Source organism: Gleimia hominis, from assembly GCF_002871945.2.
Classification (GTDB): Bacteria; Actinomycetota; Actinomycetes; order Actinomycetales; family Actinomycetaceae; genus Gleimia; species Gleimia hominis_A.
Genome location: NZ_CP126963.1, coordinates 1,984,232 through 2,005,067, shown reverse-complemented (window position 1 = coordinate 2,005,067; position 20,836 = coordinate 1,984,232). Strand labels below are relative to the sequence as shown.

The following is a 20,836-nucleotide window of genomic DNA, read 5'->3' as shown; positions in this document are numbered from 1 at the left end:
ACCGATTAACTACAGAATCCCAGTTTCTGCAAAATTTTTAGAAGGGAAGTCGATGATGTCTGAAAAACTAGAAGGTAAAGTAGCTATTATTTCAGGGGCGGCTAGCGGTATGGGGGAATCCCATGCGCGGCGGTTAGCAAAAGAAGGCGCGAAAGTTGTTTTAGGTGACATCGCAGACAAAGAGGGACAGGCGTTAGCAGAAGAAATTGGTGAGGATAAGGCACTATTCGTACACCTGAACGTAGCTGACTACGACAGCTGGGTGAACGCGGCAGAGGAAACCGTGAAGACGTTCGGTTCCCTTGACGTTCTTGTTAATAACGCAGGTATTCTCACTCGAGGCAACGCGGTTGACGCCACGGTTGAGGATTGGCAGAAGACGATTGACATTGACCTCACCGGTGCGTTTTACGGGATCAAAGCATCGGTTCCAGCTATGCGCGAGGCCGGAGGCGGGTCGATCATAAACATTTCTTCTATTGCGGGTCTAGTTGGATTCAAAAACCGTTTGGCCTACGCCGCAGCTAAATGGGGTGTGCATGGGATGACGAAGACATCAGCGTTAGATTTCGGGCCAGATAACATTCGTGTTAACTCCGTTCACCCCGGTTCCGTTCGCACGCCCTTAACGGCCGGGCTCAAACGCGGTTTCGGCCAGATCCCACTTGGCCGTGACGCGGACGTAAACGAAATCTCGAACCTAATCGTGTTCCTAGCGTCCGACGATTCCGCTTTTATTAGTGGCGCAAATATTGCGATAGATGGCGGTGAAACTGCGGGCAACAACCTGCGTGAAGACTCGTAAAGTACTCAGAATAGCGATTCTCTATTCAGCAGCATGTGGGGTACCGGGGGGGGTCGCACGGCGAAACTACGCGAGGCAATAACTGCTCCCGGCACATAATAAATATAAACTGCGCTGACCTCTTGCCCCCCCCGGACCTCACATGCTAGCCTTAGCAATGCATGACATGCATCATGTTTATTTCTATGAATGGGGCACAATGATGAACCGCTTATTCAACGTAACTCTCTCAACAGCATTTATTTTTTCGCTTATAGGAAGCGCTGCGTGGGCCGCTACCGCTAATGCATCCTACGGTTCTGCGTGGTCATCAGGTTCCACGCTGTACGTCAAAGACACCAAGGGGGACAACAAGAGTGTTTATGCGGGATACTTACGAAAAGGAGCTAAGAACGAAGCCTATTTCTATAATTATTCTGGTGCTGGTAGCACGGTTTCAAGAAATGTTGGAAGTACCGTTACGGCGGTTAGGATTTGCCTTAATCAGTGGGGACCTGACACTTGCTCAGCATGGGGATAAATCCTGCTATTTCAGCTAGGCACATCTGCTTTGCGTATCAAAAAGGTACGCCAATTTTGACGGATGTAAGTTTCGATCTAGCGTACGGAGAGTCCTTAGCGATCGTTGGCAGATCAGGTCTAGGAAAGACGACGTTACTGCGTCTAGTAGATGGCTCACTCGTACCGACTAATGGTGATATTCATGTTTGCGATCACCCGTTAAGGAACTTATCGACAAGAAAACGTTTAGAACTGCGGCGTAAACATATCGGACGAATATTCCAGACTCCACGTTTAGTTCCCGAATTCTCCGTAATGGAAAACGTTATGCTCCCTGCTTTACTTTCTAAAACACACAGAAACGCGGCTCGCAAACGAGCAACCGCATTACTGGACCGTGTCGAGGTAGATCCCAAAACTCAAGTGCTCGCGCTCTCAGGTGGACAAGCATGCCGTGTTGCAGTGGCAAGGGCATTGATTTGTGACCCGCAGGTAGTTATCGCTGATGAGCCTACTGCTAATCTAGATCCCGTCTTAGCTCAAACTGTAATTTCCCTATTGCTTGACATTTGTAGGGGAAAACGTGCTCTGCTCATGGTTTCGCACGACCAGAACGTAGCAAACCAGTGTGCTCACGTAGCACGTTTAAAGCCAGCATCCAGTAGTGGTGCGATTTTGGAAGCAGAACGGTAACCCGGCATGTTTGCCGCACTTCGGTTGGGCTGGAAGTTGAAAAGCCCCGGCAGAATCCACGTCCTGATAGGTGTTGTGTTTCTAGGGGTCTTTGCCGTAGGAGTAGGCGCGTTAGAAGGCACCTATAAGGGCATGAGTGAGCGCGAGTTTCTGCGCAGCCCAGGGTTTCAGCAAGCAACAACCGATGATGCTACTGGGACTAACCGGGATATGAACCATGAAGCTCAATCCGAGGACGAGCTAGGGAGCGTATCTTTATCACCACAAGACTCTGAAGCACAACTGGGGGCTAAGAAAAACGAAGGACCACTCCGCCTGCTATGGGTTCCTAGTTGGGGCACTAACCAAGCCCATGGATACCTGCTTGACCCACGCACGGAAAATGCTCCTCTACCGCCGGGGATGTCTAAATGGCTAGCGCCAGGAGAAGTAGCTCTATCACCCGCACTAGCACGCCAGTACAGACCCGGAACAATGAGCCCTTTCGGAAGAGTGCAAGCACTAATCCCAGAGGAAGCCTTGTCCGACCCAGCTGAACTGTTCTTTTATTCTCGCCCCACTGGTCCCCTGCCCGAACACTGGGGAATAGCAGTTGACAGTTTTTCAGGATCCGATCTGGTAGTTAACGGAGATGCCCTCAACCTACCACCACAACCTCATGCGATTCTGTTTCTAGTTATATTTCTAGCTTTCCCAGGCGCATTCCTATGTCTCACAGGAATATTTCAAAGCTTTGCGCTTAGAGATGCAAGTGCCCTATTACGAGACATCGGTTTTGGAGCAAGAACGAGATTTGCATGCGGAGTTGGAACCATGCTGTTGCCGATATCCGCAGCCACTTTAATTACAGTTCTTATCATAGGTATCACGTGTGTTAAGCCGATTCACTTACCTTTGGTGGGGGTGATCCTCTGCCCACCCGATCTACGTACCCAACTTCCGTTAACGGCAACCATTTATTGCACCCAAGTCCTTTTAGTTATCTTCGCCTGCGGGCTGAACAGTTGGTTCACATTTCACACGCGACCAGCAACAAAACTACACAAACTGATAGCGCGCCTGTCACAATTCTCTGTTTTGCCATCCCTAGTTTTCGTGTGGGCATTCGCAACCCTAAACGAGTTAAGAGGGTTGACATTACAGATTGTCTTTTTCGGCGCTCTACTCTCACTAGGCATGGCAATCCCGACAGTATCGCTATGGGTAGCTGAAATGGTATCCAACCTACTGCATAAACTGAATCCGAGTGCAGTGGCAATTATTGCGCGGCGGAAACTACGAGCACATGGTCCTTCATTAATAGTTTCGCTTCTCGGCATGTCTCTCACCCTCGTAAGTCTCGCAGGCGCACAACTTTATGCATCACAGTTATCGACACCAATGAAGCAAGCACTGAGAGTTGACGCAGAGCTCGGAAATAGGTTCCTCGAAGTCAAAATCCCTGGGTTCACAGTGCAAGAAGCTGAGGAACTATCAAAAAAAATCTCTTCCGCTGGAGGCATCATAATAGCTACTTCTCCTGGGGAAAAAACTGGGGCTACCGTGCTTAAAACTGACCAGAAAGCCCGTGAAGTCTTAAAACTACCAGACAGAGACATTGATAACCAACACCTTGATACTACAGACCAATCAGCTGTGGCACTGGATATAATTGGTGATGATTCTTTCTCGATTCGCACCGAAATACCACCTACGGCACCTTTACGTTCACTATTTCTAGTATCAGACCAACAACTAGACATGGAAAGTGTTTCACAAGCGACTATTTCCATGGGAGCTGTCACTAGCCGTCTAGGTAGTAACTGGATTGGCGGGGCTAAAGTATTATCAGACAAAGTAAATTGGTTCATTCTTCTTGGTTTCCCCGCAGCTTTAGCACTTATTATCGCTTTCTTGACCTCCACCAATCAGCAGGCGAAGAAACGTTTGAAACTGCGGGAGTTAGTGGACATTCTTGCCCTCCCAACAAGCATTAACTTAGCGGTCACGGGTCTCATAGCTTTTCTTCCCACTCTTGTGTGCGCGTCCCTATCGTGCTTGGCCTATTCGGCTCTCGCTACCGGGTTTTCGTCACGCTTCGGGGCGTCAACGATTGTTTCATCAAGTTTCCAAATAACCCTATTTATTGTCGGCGCAATCGGAGCAGTCTACGGAAGCGCGCTCATGTACCAAGATAGTAGACGTAATCTGCAGATCTGAAATAACCTAACCCAGCACAATTGTTTGCCATGTAGCTACCGTGAGTGACGTGTAATGATGTAATGTGAAATCAAAAGGTACCTCTTGATTATTAGTCAAAACCATAGCGGTTCATTCTTTGCTGCGCTTGCGATATGTCATATCGCACCTTGCTGATCCTCCACGACTCAATTGCGCATATTCATTCGGCATAACCAAGATTCTCCCATAATTTCAATCAGAAGAAGACCCGGACCACTTCATTTGAAAGGAATCCATTACAGCATAGGTTGCGGCTATGTTATGCACTTGAGTTATTCTATTAACTCCAAGGGAAAAGAGCCTACATTGTTACATGCTAACAGTTTCACCGCTCAGCTCAGGCGCATTGTATTAAATTTACCTATTATCTGGAGTTTGATTCATCTTAGACTCTTCGTACGAGTTAAAAAATTTTATTGCTTTCGCGGTAAATATACCAATAAAGATGACGGCTACCAATAGTAAAAGAATTAGAATGGTGAGAGCGATTGCGAGAAAGGCTGACGGATTCATCAAGTTGTCCTTAAGGGGATCTGCTTATTCAGGACCCCGTAGTTAACGTCGGCTTTACAACCGTTCCAATAACCCGCATAGTGAGATCCCGAGTAACGGCACCCATATACGCTCCGAAAACCTACGGCGTCATACTCCTTGTTGTTTTGAGCTACTCTGGTCAGATCATCAACTGTTGAAACCGCAATAGAACCATCAGCATACTTCTTTGTGGTTATTTTGACGTTTCCTTTAGTTCTAGAATCTGTTGAAATAGGGGCACTCCCTTGTTTCAAAGAATCCCACTGTTCGCCACGTTTCAGTTTTGCAACGAGAGTGTCTTGTGTAGTTTTGGAACTTTATTTGAATCCAGAAAATATTGAAGGCTTTCCAAATCCGAATCGGAAATGGATACAGAAGAAGATCCCAACGAGCTTTCTGGTAGCGATGTCGCAGACCCTGCAGTAGGACCAGCAATCATCAGAGTTAATGCAGTTATGGCACCCACGAGCGTGCACTTAATTCTCATGACCATCCTCCTTACACAATGTGACTGCAAGATAAGTGTGGCACGTAACCACACGCCTGTCCATCAAACGATTTACCTTTCATGTATTGACCGCGGAGGTGGGGTGGTATCTTGCATTTTGGCGACGTGAGGCACACTTGGAAGTGTGAACTAGGATGTGTGTGGTGTCGACCGGACACGGGTGAGTAAGTGGTCGCCAGCTACACGTAAAAAACCGGTGCGAGTGAAGTAGTTCGTGTAACAAGGCAGAAATTCTCTCGACTACATCTAAACTCAAAACGTGTTGCATTAAACCTGAAGCACCGGTCCTTGATAATCTCGTCAAACGGGATTCCACTGCCGCAGGCCCTAACCAAGTATGGTTGGCAGATGTTACCGAACCCTTAACTAAAGAAGGCAAAGTCTATGCATATACGATAAAAGATATGTGGTCTAAACGTATTGTTGGGTACTGCATTGATAAGCATATGAAAACGCCCCTGGTGACTTCAGCATTGTTTATGACGCTACCCCATAGAGGATGCATGCTAAACGCCTATAGCCTGCAAGGATCTATGGGCGGAGTCGGGGCGTGCGAGGATAACGCGGCTATGGAGTCTTTTTCTCTTTGCCACAAAAAGTGTTAGACCGTAAAACGTGGGCGACCCGTAACGAGTTACGCCTCCAAATTGTGCGATGGGTAGAAGGGCGATACCACCCCAAAAGCAGGTGAGTCATCAACGTTTAGCGGAAGACAAGCTGGTCATTTCAGGGTTCGACTCATCATAAAGCAGTCCATGGAGGGAATGGTCGATTGCTTTCACCCGTGACTCGTTCTTATCCTCCCGATAGGCATGTAACGGCAGGCCAGCGACTGCCTCAGGTACAACTTACACGCAACTGTAAACGGCGGTAAGCTGCATAGCAGACCGTCCCGTCACCGGCCTGCCACCAGAAGAAGCAGAGCCAAACAAGAGAAAATACGACGAACCCAACGCGTGATCGGTGCTGTGTCGTGGCGTAGATTAGCGTATTCCAGAAAAGAAACCCATCGGCTTCTCCTTTATAAACATTAAAGAGTCTGCGAATAAAGGTTGATAGAAAAGTTGAGATATAAGTCTGGTAACAGTACTGAAAGGGCACCCTTCTTGTAAAAATGAAGAGCGCCCTTTCAAATCGCTATCAACATCTCATTCGTGATGTGTCTCTATGGAGATCGTTTATCGTCTACCCAGTTTTGGAATAATTACCGCAAGTAGAACAGCAACGCAGGCGATAAAACCAAGAAACCAGAGCGGATTGATGAATCCGCAAGCTAGGGCAAGCATTCCCAATCCGCCCGAAATTCCTACAACAACTATTTCACCAGCAGACAATTGGAGTTTTCTACGCATCCTATCCTCTCTTTTCTACCACAGCTGGAAGCAAGCAGCAGCCGCTCCCATCCCTCCTGCACCTAAAGCAGCATAAGCTCCGACGCAGGCTGCACATATACCTTTTGTGACAGTAGGTTCTGGTGCCGAACATGCGCCGGCACAGGCTCCAACAATAATATAGGCTGCTGGGCCACCAATACCAGCGATGGCTCCCAGACAAGCAACTACTTTCCGGTTGTCACTCTTCGAATATAGAGTTTCTGCGTAATTTACAATCTTCCCGTTAGGGTCATAAATGACGGTAAAATTGCTGATTGGACTGTCCCCATCTGTTGAACTGGTGGCCTGGAGCGGTGATGTTTGAGCTACACCAGCAGGTCCTAACATAAGTGCTGCGATAGTCACGGCCATGGCGCCAAGACTAAACAACTTGCGAATTCTCATGGTTTTCTCCCTGCGTATCATTCCAGAGGCCTGGTGATTCTTGGGGAGTGTCCCACGCCCGACATTAAGAATGTGCGTCGGTAACGCAACAAACCCCCACCCATCGGAGCTTCCCTATGTCTCACAGGAACGTCCTGCCTGTTCCTACTACGCGGTACAACATCAACATCTGTCAATGTCGTTTATCGAATTATGGTTATGAGGTTACCGTAGCTTCGCAGTCGAGTTCCATCAGTTCCTTGCTTGGTGGGGCCATATCTCTAAATCGAGAATTTCCTAAAGGCGAACTTTCGCGCGAAACCTGATGACAATCATACCTCCCGATAGTCATCAGTAATCTCTTGCTACGAGCAAAAACACCTGCCTCGATCTATCGCTCATCCTCGCTGAGCTTCGTATCAAAATGGGCGTCCAAGCAGAGCCACCTGAGAGAATCGAACTCTCGACCTTCTCATTACGAGTGAGACGCTCTGCCGACTGAGCTAAGGTGGCGTTCGCCCCGTAGGGCACGCGGTCAACTTTAGCGAACACGCCCGGTAGTTTTCAAACTCTACCTCTGTGTTTCACCACACTAACCACTATTAGTACGAGTAGTTGAGTTAACGATTAGCCTCGCTAATCATCGAAGCTCACATCCTCTTCTGGTACTTTCCCATCAATCAAGTACTTATCGACCGTGCTACGCACCCCTGCGGAACCATCCTGGCGGTACGCGCAGTGCCCCCACCCATTCCAAGAGACCAGGCGAGATTTAGCAGCTGCCTCATGCATATTAACCGCCCACTTATACGGTGTGGCAGGGTCGTTCTTAGTTCCCACAATCAGGAACTCCGGTGCCTCAGACGCCGACAGTGCTTTGCGTTCTCCCGGCGCTTTCACCGGCCAATCCACCAACCCAGCAGAAGCGTAAGAGAATTCCGAACCCACAAACGGCAACTTCTTCTTCAGTTCTTCTGCAGTCTTCTCCCACTCCTTAGGTGTTCCCACCGGTTTGTAATCGAGTGCATTAACCACATTAAACGCATCAAAAGAGTTAGAAGAATATGAACCGTCAGGCTTCCTATCTGCATACAAGTCGGCTATCTGCAACAAAATAGACCCATCTTTACTCCCCATTGCCTGCATCACACCTTGGGTGACGTACTTATACGAATCGGTGGAATACATACCCGCCAATATCGCGGACATCGCCAACGACTTCGTGAGGGGACGGTTAGGATCCGCTGTAGGCAACGGTTTACTCTCAAGTTGATCCAACCATGTCCTAATCATCGTCTTCGCCTGACCTCGCGGCAGCTGGTCTGGCAACTCACCGTTCTTCGTAGCCAGCTCAATCCAATGGTCCACAGACGCCTCAAACCCCTCAGCTTGCCCCTGCGAAATCTCATTCACATTCGCAGCCGGGTCCAACGCCCCATCCAAAACCATGCGGCCAACATTCTTACCAAACGCATCCGCATACTTGATTCCCACGAGTGTGCCATAAGAAAAACCCACGTAGTTCAGCTTCTTCTGCCGCATCGCAGCGCGCAGAACATCCAGGTCTTTCACCACCGAATCCGTATCTGCATGGCGGGTCATCTGCTCAGATTCCTCTAAACACTGCTTACCCATTTTCGCCATAGTAGAACGGATCTTATCCAAAGACGACTCATCGGACGCACGCATCTTATCTGTCTGCTCCGGCGTCAAGCACTTTACAGGTGCCGACAGCCCAACCCCACGCGGATCTGGCGCAACCAAATCGTACTTACCCAGCACGTCCTTCGAAAAAACGCTCTCAACCATAGATGCCAGTCCACCGATCGCACTGCCACCCGGCCCACCCGGGTTGTACACCAAAGGAGTCCGATTATGCGAACCATCTTGCGAAAAACGTGCAACCCGCAGCTGCACTGATGGCCCCTCAGGTTTCTGGTAATCCACAGGTACCTTGACATTCGCACACTGATACTGCTTACCTTGCAAACGATTTTGGGAAATCTCCGCTACCTGCGCATCGCCATCACAGGATCCCCATTTAACTTCCTGATCGTAGAAAACCTGCAATTTTGGGTCAGACGACTTTTCAGAATGAGCTCCATTCTTAGATTCTTCTGCGGAACCTCCCGCGGAACACCCCGCTACCAGCAGCGCCGTAGCCAAAATGGCAACTATGCGTTTGTTCATTATCCATCCTCAAAAGTAGATGTTCGAACTACAGGTCGCGGAAATACCGCGTCTGCTTTACGTTAACAGACACCCCGAACGAGGAGCTACACGAAACCTCAGCGTCAAATCAGGGACACCAGTAGGCTTTCCAACACCAGAAGCGGAGGCACGTTCGCTGCCATGCGTTCACGCGCCCGATCGATCGCGTTCATACGCGCCAAGGTTCGGGATGCGTCCGTTCGCCCCGCCATGCTTTCAACCTGGTTAGAAAGGTCTACATTTATGAGGTCCATTCCGGCCCCTAACTGCGTAATCAACACATCGCGCAATAACCCCAACAGGTCTACCATTACCCGATCTATAGCGTCACGCTGACGGCGGTCGCGGCGCCGCTTCTGCTGGTCCTCAACCGTTTTTATCTGCGCCCTAGTGGAAGGGTCTAAACGCTTTTCCCCATCCACCCCCAAAGTGCGTTTCAACGCTTGAATCTCGCGCTCATCGGCCGCGTCAATCTCCGCTCCAGCCTGTGTTTTCACCTGCTCCAAAAGGGTGTCCGCGTTCAAAACTGCCTGCCCCACACTGCGGGCGCGGACAGCCAAGCTCAAAAGCTCTCGCCGCTCCTCAACCTGATTAGGATCATCCGCAAGCCCCTGCGCGCGACCAACATGCCCCTGCGAAAGCTGCGCGCACAACCGTGCCTGCTGCGGATCTACCCCCCGCTTCACAAGCAAGTCAGACACCGCATGAACAGACGGTACCTGCAGTTGAACGTGACGGCAGCGGGAACGAATCGTGACAATCAAATCTTCCGGGCTGGGGGCACACAGAATCCACACCGTGCGCTCGGGTGGTTCCTCAATGGATTTCAACAAGACGTTCGAGGTGCGTTCCAGCATCCGGTCCGCGTCCTCCACGAGCACAACCCGCCACCGCCCTAGGGCGGGTGCGGTCTGCGCTTCGCGGATCAATTCCCTAACCTGATCGATCGTGATAATAACTGTTGACGTATCCAGGTCTGTCACATCCGAGTGACTTTTCAGCATTGTGGTGCGGCACCCCGCGCACTGCCCACACCCAACTGTTGGGCCCGTGCATTGCAGTGCCGCCGCAAACGCGCGTGCAACAGTGGAGCGCCCAGATCCCGGTGGGCCAGTGATCAGCCACGAATGCGTCATCCCTTGCCCCCCGCTCTTGGGGTCGCCACCGCGTTCCTGGCCCACAATTGCACGAGCCTGCGTCGCAGCGTTGCGCAGAATAGACACTGCGTGTTCTTGCCCTACCAGCTCATCCCAAACTGTCACTGCCCCGCGCCTTCCCACGTGCTGGTCGCCCCGCGCCTTCCCGCACGCCGCGACAGCGGCGCCACTGCTCGATGACCGGGGTTAGCACCCGCCGGATCTGCGCCTGAACAGCACCGGGGGCCTCACCGGCATTAACTAGCTTAACCCTGCCGTCAGATCCCTCTTTTATCTGCAAGTACTGTTCCCGCACGGCCTGTTGAAACGCCACGCCTTCCAGCTCTAACCGGTCTTGCGCTCCGTCGCGGCGGCGGGCAGCATCCAGCGGGTCAACATCCAATAGTACGGTCACGTCGGGCAGCAATCCCTGGGTTCCCCATGTATTTAAGGAACGCACGTCCCCCACCCCTAAGCTGCGGGCTGCCCCCTGGTAAGCAACAGAAGAATCCAAATAACGATCTTGCAGCACCACCTGCCCAGCCGCTAGGGCCGGCCGGATTTTCGTTGCCACGTGGTAAGCCCTATCAGCTGCGTAAAGCAATGCTTCGCAACGGTCATCCATATCGCCTGGCCCGTGCAGTATCAGTTCGCGAATCTGCTGGCCCAGTGGAGTTCCACCCGGTTCCCGCGTAGTCACAACGCGCACCCCCAGTGTTTCCTCCAACCACTGGGCAGTGCGCTCAATCTGCGTGGTCTTCCCACTGGCATCCACGCCCTCGAACGTGATGAACAGTCCGTTTCCCATCTACTTCTTCTTCGCGGTAGAAGCCTTTGCGGCGGTAGTTGTTCGAGTTGTTTTCTTCGCGCTTCCCGTTTTCGTAGAAGCAGTTTTCTTAGCGCTTGCCGTTTTCTTAGAACCAGTTTTCCTACCGGTGGTTTTCTTAGTTGTCTTCCGCGTACTCTTGCGTTTCACAGGGCCTTTTGCCCGCTTGTCCGCCAGCAGTTCGAACGCCCGATCCTCCGTGATGTGTTCAATCGCTTCCGACCGCGGTACCGTCACGTTCGTTTTTCCGTCCGTAATATAAGGGCCGAACCGACCGTCCTTAATCACAACTTTCTTCCCACTAGTGGGGTCTTCACCGAACTCCCGCAAAGGTGGTTTCGCAGCTCCGCGTCCACGCCGTTTTGGTTGCGCCAGCACTTCCAATGCCTGCTCCAGTGTGATTGCGAAAATCTGTTCCTCAGATTCTAAAGAACGTGATTCTTTACCGCGTTTCAGATACGGGCCGTACGGGCCATTTTGCGCGGTCACAACCTCTTCCGTTTTCGGGTCTGTTCCCACTTCGCGCGGTAGGGACAGTAGTTTTAACGCGTCACCAATCGTCACGGTCTCTAAGTCCATGGACTTAAATAACGAGGCGGTGCGCGGCTTTACTTTCTTAGCTTTCTTTGCGCCTGCCTTCTTCTTAGACGCAGTTTTCTTACCGGTTTTGTCGGCTTTAGCGGCTGTCTTAGTGTCTTTTTCCTCTTCTTCGTTTCCGGCGCTCGCGGTTTCCTTCGCGTCGGCCTCTGCCGGTTCCTCCGGAATAACTTCCATTACGTAGGGGCCGTAGCGACCATCTTTAACCACAATGTCACGGCCCGTCTGCGGGTCTTGGCCAAGTACGCGACCATCTAACTCTGCTTTGCGGAACAGTTCGTGCGCTAGTTCCACAGTCATCTCGTCGGGCGCGGTAGACACGGGGACGTTCGCTTTCTTGTCGTCCTGCACGCGCTCCAAATACGGTCCGTAACGCCCCACCCGCAAGGTCATGCCGTCACCAATTTCGATGGAGTTAACGGCCCGAGCGTCAATATCACCCAGCGATTCCACCTGGTGGGCAAGCCCTTTCCCGTCCGTCGAAACTTTCGGAGCGTCATCTCCCAACCCGTTGTAGAACGAACGCAACCACGCCACCCGATCTTGGTCTCCCATCGCAATATGGTCTAGGTCTTGTTCCATGCGGGCAGTGAAATCGTAGTCCACCAGGTTCGCCAAGTTCTCTTCTAGCAGGCGGGTGACGGAGAAAGCTAGGAACGTGGGTACCAGTGCTTGCCCGCGTTTCGACACGTACCCGCGGTCCACAATCGTAGAGATCGTTGCCGCATACGTTGACGGCCGGCCGATCCCCCGTTCCTCCATAGTTTTCACTAGCGATGCTTCCGTGTACCGTGGCGGCGGTGTGGTTTGATGCCCGGTTGCGGTTGCACCTCGCACGTCCACAACCTCACCTTCAACGAGTTTCGGCAGCCGCTGCTCATTATCATTGCGCGAACCGTAACGCTGCGCATCACGCCCTTCCTCATATGCCGCGAGGAACCCGCGATGCTCGATTACCGTGCCGGACACCGAGGCGACCACGTGATGAGTCCCCGCTTGCAGTTCCCCAACCGAAGCAGTCTGCACGTCCATGCCGATACGCAACGTATCAGTGGTGCCCTCCGCGTCTGTCATCTGCGACGCCAACGTGCGTTTCCAAATCAGGGTGTAGAGCGCTAACTGGTCTTTATTCAGCTCAGTTGCCACCTGGTCGGGGCTGCGGAACGAATCTCCTGCCGGACGGATGGCCTCGTGCGCTTCCTGCGCGCCCTTGGCCTTCTTCGCATAAATCCGCGCGGATTTCGAAACGTTGCGTTCCCCGAACATTTCTTTCGCCTGCGCCCGCGCGGCCCGCAGTGCCTGTGTGGACAGCGCAGTTGAGTCCGTACGCATATACGTTATATAACCGTTTTCGTACAGGGACTGCGCTATCCGCATTGCGTTGCGGGCGTTCCACCGCAGTTTCCGCCCCGCTTCTTGCTGGAGGGTAGACGTGGTGAACGGCGCTGCCGGGCGGCGGCGATACGGTTTTTGCTCCACCGACTCCACGCGTGCATCCGCGTCCCCTAGTTTCTTGATTCCCTCTTCGAGGGCGTGGGCGGAGTCGGCATCCAAAGCCACTACCTCCGCAGGTTTCTTGAGCTCCCCCGCGTCGTCAAAATCGCGGCCAACGGCGATACGTTTTCCGTTAACGTGGCTTACTGCGGCTTCGAACGCCGTGGTAGACCACAGCTGTGTCGCCACATCCCAGTACTGGGCGCTAACGTGGCCCATACGTTCGCGTTCCCGGTCTACAATCATGCGGGTCGCTACAGACTGCACGCGCCCTGCCGAAAGTCCTGCCGAGATTTTGCGCCACAGCAGTGGTGACACCTCATACCCCACTAGGCGGTCCAGGATCCGCCGGGTCTCTTGGGCGTCCACCAGGTTCAAGTTGATTTCCCGCGTGTTGTCTAACGCGTTTTGAATCGCTTCCTTAGTGATCTCGTGGAACACCATGCGTTTAACTGGCACTTTGGGTTTCAAAACTTCAAGCAGGTGCCAGGCAATCGCTTCGCCCTCACGGTCCTCATCAGTAGCTAGGTAAAGTTCGTCTGCATCTTTCAGCGCTTTACGCAGGTCAGTGACCGTTTTTTTCTTGTCCGCGTTGATCACGTAGTAGGGTTTGAAGTCTTTCTCAATATCAACCGCGAACTTCCCAAGCGGCCCCTTCTTCTTCGAAGGCGGTAGTTCTGAGGGGGTAGGCAGGTCTCGCACGTGCCCCACGGATGCCTTAACGGTAAACTCCGGCCCCAGGTACCCGGCGATCGTCCGCGCTTTCGCTGGGGACTCCACGATCACGAGTTTTTTACCTGCCACGTTCCCACTCTTTCTTATACTACTGTCGGTGCCACCACCCTCATTGAGTGGACGCACTTTACCGCTAAGCGCCTAATACCTGCCAGTCGATCGACCTGCCGCGCGTCACTAAACGCGGCGTGTTGCCGACTGCCACTCTACAACGCATTCGCCCCTACCGTATATCACGATCCCACTACGGTGTGCGAATCGTTACCCCTGTCGCGTTATCATACCTGCTGTCAATAGCTGCTGCGCTTGTGGTTTCACTACGCTCCACACCTGTGCCGCATCCACGTCCATTAATACGCTGATCGCGGTGCAGATCTGCCCTGCCGATAGCTCCCCGTCGCATGCCCCTAAGAAGCCCGCTGTATATGCATGCATGCCGATTCGTTGACCAAACCCATCCCCTTGGGTTGCAACAATCACCTGCGGGTTCTCTTCCCCCGGCAGGTAATGTCGTTCTTCACGCACGTCACTGGCGCGTACAAACCGGTCCGTTTCTCCGACCTCGAACCCACCCGACTCTAGCTCGTCCATAATTACCTGCAAGTAGGTTCCAGTTGCATGGCCCGGGGCGCGCACTTGTTCAAACCGCTGGTGCACGTTTTCAAACCGCTGGTGCACGCTCCCGTCGGAACCCCACATATGCGCCCCGTCAAGCGAACCCGACTCAGTCACATCCTGGACGGGCTCTTGCAGCGGCTCCACATTGGCCTCATTGGGTTTTACGAGTAGCACGATTCCCATGCCGATAGCCTGCACGTCGCGCTGATCAAAGTCCCGTAGCCACGTGCGGTAATCCGACTCGTATTGCGACCGCGGCCCCAAGTCCTGACCATTGTCGCGCAACCACATGTGCGCGTACTCCACTGGCGAAAGCTGTTCCCGCTCAATCACCATCGCGTGCACACCCGTGTTATCAAGCCACTTCCGCGGATGCTCCGCCCAATCCCGGTCACGCTGAATCTCCCAGTTTCCCAGAATGATTGCCTTTCCCCCGGGGTTCAAAAACTTGGTGGCCTGGCGCAAAACCTCACCTGTTAACGCATCTCCTGTTCGGCCACCATCCCTATATTCCACTAGTCCGCCTGCCCGCAGTTCTTGAGGCGTAATTACAAACGGCGGGTTCGACACAATCAAATCGAACCGTTCATCACAAACGGGTTCAAATAAGGATCCGCGCCGCACGTCCACTGGAGCGTCGTTGAGCTCCGCGTTGAACGCCGCGAACTCGCACGCACGGGCCGACAAGTCAGTTGCTACTACTCGTTTAGCATGCGTCGTGGCCTGCAACGCTAGTACCCCACTGCCGGTTCCCATATCCAGTACTGTCTCCACAGGTTTTGAGGGGGTGGCTCGCAGTGAGGTGCGGGTCGCACCACCTACTCCAAGCACGTGGTCACGCGCAGGCCTATGTCCCGTGAGCGCCTGGTTCATATCACACACCACCCACCAGTGGTTCCGGCCTGGCGCAGCCGTGGGTTGAATCTGCACGCGGGCCCGTACCCGATCGTGCACTGGGTCGTTAACCAACCCGAGCCGACACAGCCCCTCAGTGCCCGTGCGGGTGAACGCACGATCCACGTCCACAGCCGCCACATCGGCGCCTAGCAGCAACACGCGAATAGCAAACGCAAGTGGGGCAGAACTCTCGCGGGCCCGCATCAGTGCGGGAGCACGCTGTTCACGCAGCAACGCGTCGTGCGCATCCGGGCCCAGCAGAGAACGCACCCCCTCATGCGAATAATCCAACTGCTTCAAGTCCGCCCGTAAAGCACTAAGCAGACGTGGAATGATACGCAATCTGGTGACACTCATACTTCCAATGCTACGGATAATACGGCTATAACGCGCACTTGTATCAAGTGAACAACACTCATTTGACCACCGTTTACAAGACCAGTTTTTACGTGACGCACGCTTTGCGAAAACTTGAAATTTATCTCTTTATCGAGACAAATTCGTTTTCGGTCGCTAACGTGGTAAGTACGTGCGGTTCAGATTGGACCGCTAGCCAATAATGTTATTTAGGAGTGACAATGGCGGTATACACACTTCCTGACCTGACCTATGACTACGGTGCACTAGAGCCACACATCTCTGGCAAAATCATGGAGCTCCACCACGACAAGCACCACAACACGTACGTAAGTGGCGCGAACACGGCACTTGAGAAACTAGAAGAAGCCCAAGAGAAGGGTGACTTCGCCGCTATCAACTTGTGGGAAAAGAACCTCGCATTCAACCTGGGTGGGCACGCTAACCACTCACTGTTCTGGAAGATCCTCTCGCCTAACGGCCAGGACAAGCCCGAAGGTGAACTTGGCGCCGCGATCGATGAGTACTTCAAGTCTTTCGAAACCTTCAAAGACCAGTTCACCGCAGTTGCTACCGGCATTCAGGGTTCCGGCTGGGCTATTCTTGGGTACGACACGATCGGCCAGCGCCTATCGACGTTCCAGCTGTACGACCAGCAGGCTAACGTTCCCGTTGGGATCGTTCCGCTACTGATGCTGGACATGTGGGAGCACGCGTTCTACCTGGACTACCAGAACGTGAAGGCGGACTACGTGAAAGCATTCTGGAACATCATCGACTGGGAGTTCATCGCGAAGCGCTTCGAGAAAGCACGCACGGACTACACCGGTCTGGTAACCCCGTAACCGCGGGTAGAGCATAGACAAGTATGCGTAACGCCTGGTAACACTTAAGATCAACCAGGTCAGCAACGTTTATTGGGCGCATACGTTTATTGGGCTCAAACTAGGAGGGGAACGGCTAGTGATGCCGCTCCCCTCCTTGAGTATGCACTTGCGTGGTTAGGAGTTGTTCTCTTACATGGTGAGCGCGAGTTGTTCTGAAAACTTTTCCGTTCTATGCCGCGCCTCGAGGCATTACCCTTGTACTGTGTTCTACCAGGTTGAAGCGCGGGGCTACCGCGTTGGGGCGGACCGCAATGGCATTATCACCCACAGAGCTAGGTACACTATAAACGCCGGACCAGGTAGTAACGCCACGATGATCGCAACGATACGGATAATACTCGAATCAATCCCGGTGTACTCCGCGATTCCACCGCACACACCACCGAGGTAACGGTCCGTTCCGGACCGCATCAGTTTCTTTTTCATAGCATTACCTTTCATTGACTTTGATTACCACCGTGTCATACAACACGCCCCGAGGGTACCCGGCACTACCCTGAGTTAACCCTGATTTTTGGTTCTCCACCCCCTCAGGGAACAACTAGGGCAATACCTAATATCGCTATTTCCTGCGGTTTTGTAGGCTGAAAGTAGCTTCGAAACCAGGTCATAACGCGTTTTCGAATCGTTGAAATAACTGTTGATCGGATCGGGAAGGTTCTTACCATGGCGGCAAACATTGTGGCCACATTGCGGGGAGTTAAGAAGATATACGGTAGTGGACGCGCGCAAGTGAACGCACTGAACGGCGTGGATTTACAGATTCATGAGGGGCAGTTCACGGTGATTATGGGCCCTTCTGGTTCAGGTAAGTCCACGTTGTTGCACGTGTTAGCGGGTCTGGATTCACCGTCGGCTGGCACCGTTGAGGTTGGGGGTAAGCAGATCACGAATCTGAAAGACAAGGACCTCACGCATTTTCGGCGCGACAACATCGGTTTCGTTTTCCAAGCTTTCAACTTGATTCCAACGCTGAATGCGCGTGACAACATTACACTGCCAATGAAGTTGGCGGGGCGCGAGGTAGATATGCGCTGGTTCAAAGAAGTGGTGTTAGCGCTAGGGCTGGGGGACCGGTTAACGCATAAACCATTTGAACTTTCCGGTGGCCAGCAGCAGCGGGTAGCGGTGGCGCGGGCGTTAGTGGCGCGGCCGAAGATGCTGGTGGCTGACGAACCTACTGGAAACCTGGATTCGAAATCTTCCCATGAGGTCCTTTCGCTGCTGCGCCAGGCCGTGGATGTGTTGGGGCAAACCGTGGTGATGGTTACGCACGATCGACATGCGGCTGCGTTGGGCGACCGCGTGTTGATCGTGAAAGATGGCCTAGTTACACAGGATCTACCGAAGCCAACTGTGGAACAGATTGAGCAGGTGGCTTAAATGCGTAAGCTACTAGTTTCAAACTTGAGAACCCACGCTGGGCAGTACACTGCAACCGCGATCGCGATAGCTTTATCCACCGCGTTCATCATCACTTGTTTAGCGATTTCTGGTGGTTTCAGTTCCGCGTTGACCACCACTTTCGCCAGCACTATCAGGGGCGCAGACATGGTTGTTGCCCCCACAGATGGGTTCGACCGGAATGAATCCGATTTGGACGCGTCCTCTAAACAGTTGCGTGAGGTTCAGCAGGATCTGAATGCAAAAGGGTTTGACACTCGTTTGGACACGCTTTCTTATGCGGAGGTTTACAAACCTGGGCAAGACAGTGTTCGTTCTGGTGGTCAGCTGATCGCACCGGTTGGGAAGTTGAGTCAGTTCGACTTCAGTTCCGGTGGGCTCCCTCATAAAGATAATGAGGTGGCGTTGCCAGCTGGGGCGGCGAAAACACTGGAAGTAAGTGTTGGTGACGAGGTCATGATGGACGCGATGACTTTCACTGACGATCCGGCATCTCAGAAGCCAGCCACGATGAAGGTCAGTGGGATTATCGGTAGCGACAAGACGGTGACTGCCGGAGCGCTGCTGGTACCTCAGAAGTTGGGGGAGAAGCTCACGAAGGATGATCACGCTTCGCGGCTACTGGTGGCGGGTAGCGGCGCGAAAGCCGCGGTGAATGATGCGATCAAGGGGCACGATTGGCTCACAGCCTCTACCTTGGATGAGTTCGTTTCTGACACTATTCGTGGGAGCACGGGGAACGGTTCGATTTTACTGGTCGTCTCCCTAATCTTTCCGGCGATCGCAGCTTTGACAGCGATGATCGTCATTTCTACGACGTACAAGGTGCTGTTGGCTCGGCGGGAGCGTGAACTCGGATTGCTGCGCGCGGTTGGCGCGGATGCAGGCCAGGTGCGGCGCTTGGTTTTGGGTGAAACTCTTCTGGTGGGTTTGGTTTCAGCAGTTGTTGGGGTTGCTCTGGGCGCCGTGTTGGGTGCGGGCGCTAACTCGTTCGCACAGTTGGTTCCTTCTTTCTTAGACGGTCTTGAGGTGATTACGCCCCCAATGTTCCTGGGGACCATCGCGACTGGTGTGGCAATGAGCATGATCGCTGGTTTCCGACCAGCGCTGCGAGCAAGCAGGGTGAAGCCGATTGTTGCTTTGCAGCATGCGGCTACGGATACACGTTCTGGTAAGCGCCGCATAGTTTCCACTGTTTTGGGTGTTTTACTTGCAGTTGCTGGGGGCGCAGCGGTGTTTGTGGGGTACCGCGAAACGTCCGCGTCCACGCACTTTGTTCTGATGCTCTTGGGCTCTCTAGTGTTGTTTGTTGGCCTTTTAGTTTTGGTGGCTGTCGTCTTGCCGCATATCACTACGGCTTTGGGGAAAGTGTTGAGGTTCAGTGTGACCTCATCGATTGCCGCTGGTAACACTGGACGCAACCCGGGGCGCACCGGCGCAACTGGTACCGCTTTGGTGCTGGGCATTACGTTAGTGACGACGCTGCTAGTTGGGGCACAGTCTATGGAGAAGACTCTCAATAATGCTGTGAATCAGGCACGTCCGCTGGACGTTAATGTGGTGGCGCCGCGGTCGTTGAGTGCTGGTGAGCTTGAGGCCATTGGCCGCGTTAAGGGTGTTCACAAAATGGTGACTACGGCCAGTGGGGACGCGCAGGTTATCCGCATTTCCGGGCAAGGTACCCCCGGTGAGGATTCGGGTACGCCCGCGGACAGCGCAGGTACCCCCGGTGGTGATGCAGGTACCGCCGGTGCTGAGGACGCGGATTTGTTCTTAGACAAGGTGGCTTTGCAGCAGGATTTGTCTGGTATTGCGCACTCAAAGATCCCCACGTTGAAACCGGGTGAGATTGGGGTACCTAAGGATCGATGGGATCCGGAGGAAGCTCAGATTGACGTGAAGACCTCTGCGGAAGCACTTACGTTAAAGCCGGTGCTGATGCCTTTACCGACTTACACGTTGAGCAAAGCGGATTTCGACAAGCTGTTTACGATAAGCACATCGAGTGGTTCAAATGCGGCTACACCTGCCGAGGGGCAAGAGCAAGGCAAGCTGAAAGCTGATGGGACAGCGAGTGATAACGCGGTTATTTACATTGGTTTGGACGATGGATTGTCACCTTCAGAGACCACGGATGCGGTTTCTACTATTAAGAAATCGGGCCCAGACTTGTCGGTTGGTGGCGGAGCACCTGAGCGCGCAGTGTATTCGCAGATCATTAACGGCATGATGCTGGGTGCCCTGGGCATGCTTGGAGTGTCGGTGATTGTTGCTCTGGTTGGGGTGGCGAACACGTTAGCGCTATCGGTTTTGGAACGTAAGCGCGAGAACGGTTTGTTGCGCGCACTGGGGATGACGCGTCGGGATGTGAAACGGATGCTATCTGTGGAAGCGATTTTGATTAGCGCCGTTTCAGTTGCGATTGGGATTGCAGCGGGAATTGGTTTTGGCTGGCTGGGAGTGCTTTCCATACCTATGGGCGACAACACGGATAGTATCTTGTCGATACCGTGGCATTACCTAGCGATCACCGCGCTTATAGCGTTGCTTGCAGCGCTTGTGGCCTCTTGGCTTCCGGGGCGCAAAGCAGCGAAAGCCCACCCGGTTGAGGCTCTTGCAGCAATCGAATGAGAATAAAGAACTCGATAAGGGTCTA

14 protein-coding genes and 1 tRNA gene are annotated in these 20,836 nt (G+C 53.0%); 7 read left to right on the top strand and 8 right to left on the bottom strand.

The window, feature by feature from the left end; genetic code table 11:
* Positions 1-52 precede the first annotated feature (52 nt).
* The 4 genes from CJ187_RS08785 (at position 53) to CJ187_RS09455 (ending at position 5,866) form a co-directional block, all read left to right on the top strand.
* Complete coding sequence (locus tag CJ187_RS08785) at positions 53-805, top strand: glucose 1-dehydrogenase (protein ID WP_199171064.1); 753 nt, start codon at positions 53-55, stop codon at positions 803-805.
* Positions 806-1,315: 510 nt separating this feature from the next.
* Positions 1,316-1,999 (top strand): ABC transporter ATP-binding protein, encoded by a 684-nt coding sequence (locus tag CJ187_RS09460; protein WP_350223590.1) that lies wholly within the window; start codon positions 1,316-1,318, stop codon positions 1,997-1,999.
* Between the two features lie 132 nt (positions 2,000-2,131).
* Positions 2,132-4,198, top strand: a complete 2,067-nt coding sequence (locus tag CJ187_RS08780) for a hypothetical protein (RefSeq protein WP_146003083.1) — start codon at positions 2,132-2,134, stop codon at positions 4,196-4,198.
* A 1,293-nt stretch (positions 4,199-5,491) separates the two neighbouring features.
* Positions 5,492-5,866, top strand: coding sequence for a DDE-type integrase/transposase/recombinase (locus CJ187_RS09455; protein ID WP_146003093.1), 375 nt, complete (start codon positions 5,492-5,494; stop codon positions 5,864-5,866).
* A 762-nt stretch (positions 5,867-6,628) separates the two neighbouring features.
* Here the strand turns inward: CJ187_RS09455 and CJ187_RS08775 are convergent.
* From CJ187_RS08775 to CJ187_RS08745, 7 genes are all read right to left on the bottom strand, one after another.
* The gene (locus tag CJ187_RS08775) at positions 6,629-7,039 is read right to left on the bottom strand and encodes a hypothetical protein (RefSeq protein ID WP_146003084.1); all 411 of its coding nucleotides are present in this window, start codon (positions 7,037-7,039) and stop codon (positions 6,629-6,631) included.
* 419 nt (positions 7,040-7,458) lie between these two features.
* Positions 7,459-7,531, bottom strand: a tRNA-Thr gene (locus CJ187_RS08770).
* A gap of 123 nt (positions 7,532-7,654) precedes the next feature.
* Positions 7,655-9,208 (bottom strand): alpha/beta hydrolase, encoded by a 1,554-nt coding sequence (locus tag CJ187_RS08765; RefSeq protein WP_102216427.1) that lies wholly within the window; start codon positions 9,206-9,208, stop codon positions 7,655-7,657.
* A gap of 104 nt (positions 9,209-9,312) precedes the next feature.
* Entirely contained in the window at positions 9,313-10,491 is a 1,179-nt protein-coding gene (locus tag CJ187_RS08760; protein WP_102216428.1) for a DNA polymerase III subunit delta', read from the bottom strand.
* Positions 10,475-11,173 (bottom strand): dTMP kinase, encoded by a 699-nt coding sequence (tmk, locus tag CJ187_RS08755; RefSeq protein WP_102216429.1) that lies wholly within the window; start codon positions 11,171-11,173, stop codon positions 10,475-10,477. Before tmk ends, CJ187_RS08760 begins: the two co-directional genes overlap by 17 nt.
* Positions 11,174-14,086: a type I DNA topoisomerase gene (gene topA, locus CJ187_RS08750; protein WP_102216430.1), complete on the bottom strand. Its 2,913-nt coding sequence runs from the start codon at positions 14,084-14,086 to the stop codon at positions 11,174-11,176. It abuts the gene before it with no gap.
* Positions 14,087-14,278: 192 nt separating this feature from the next.
* Positions 14,279-15,889, bottom strand: coding sequence for a DUF7059 domain-containing protein (locus CJ187_RS08745; RefSeq protein ID WP_102216431.1), 1,611 nt, complete (start codon positions 15,887-15,889; stop codon positions 14,279-14,281).
* Between the two features lie 221 nt (positions 15,890-16,110).
* On the opposite strand from CJ187_RS08745, the gene CJ187_RS08740 reads away from it, so the two are divergent.
* The gene (locus CJ187_RS08740; protein WP_102216432.1) at positions 16,111-16,734 is read left to right on the top strand and encodes a superoxide dismutase; all 624 of its coding nucleotides are present in this window, start codon (positions 16,111-16,113) and stop codon (positions 16,732-16,734) included.
* A gap of 270 nt (positions 16,735-17,004) precedes the next feature.
* On the opposite strand, the gene CJ187_RS08735 is transcribed toward CJ187_RS08740, so the two are convergent.
* On the bottom strand, positions 17,005-17,202 hold the full coding sequence (locus CJ187_RS08735; RefSeq protein ID WP_199171065.1) for a PspC domain-containing protein: 198 nt from the start codon (positions 17,200-17,202) through the stop codon (positions 17,005-17,007).
* Between the two features lie 240 nt (positions 17,203-17,442).
* On the opposite strand from CJ187_RS08735, the gene CJ187_RS08730 reads away from it, so the two are divergent.
* Positions 17,443-18,159, top strand: coding sequence for an ABC transporter ATP-binding protein (locus CJ187_RS08730; protein ID WP_102216434.1), 717 nt, complete (start codon positions 17,443-17,445; stop codon positions 18,157-18,159).
* Positions 18,160-20,811, top strand: coding sequence for an FtsX-like permease family protein (locus tag CJ187_RS08725; protein WP_102216435.1), 2,652 nt, complete (start codon positions 18,160-18,162; stop codon positions 20,809-20,811).
* The last annotated feature ends 25 nt before the right edge of the window (positions 20,812-20,836 follow it).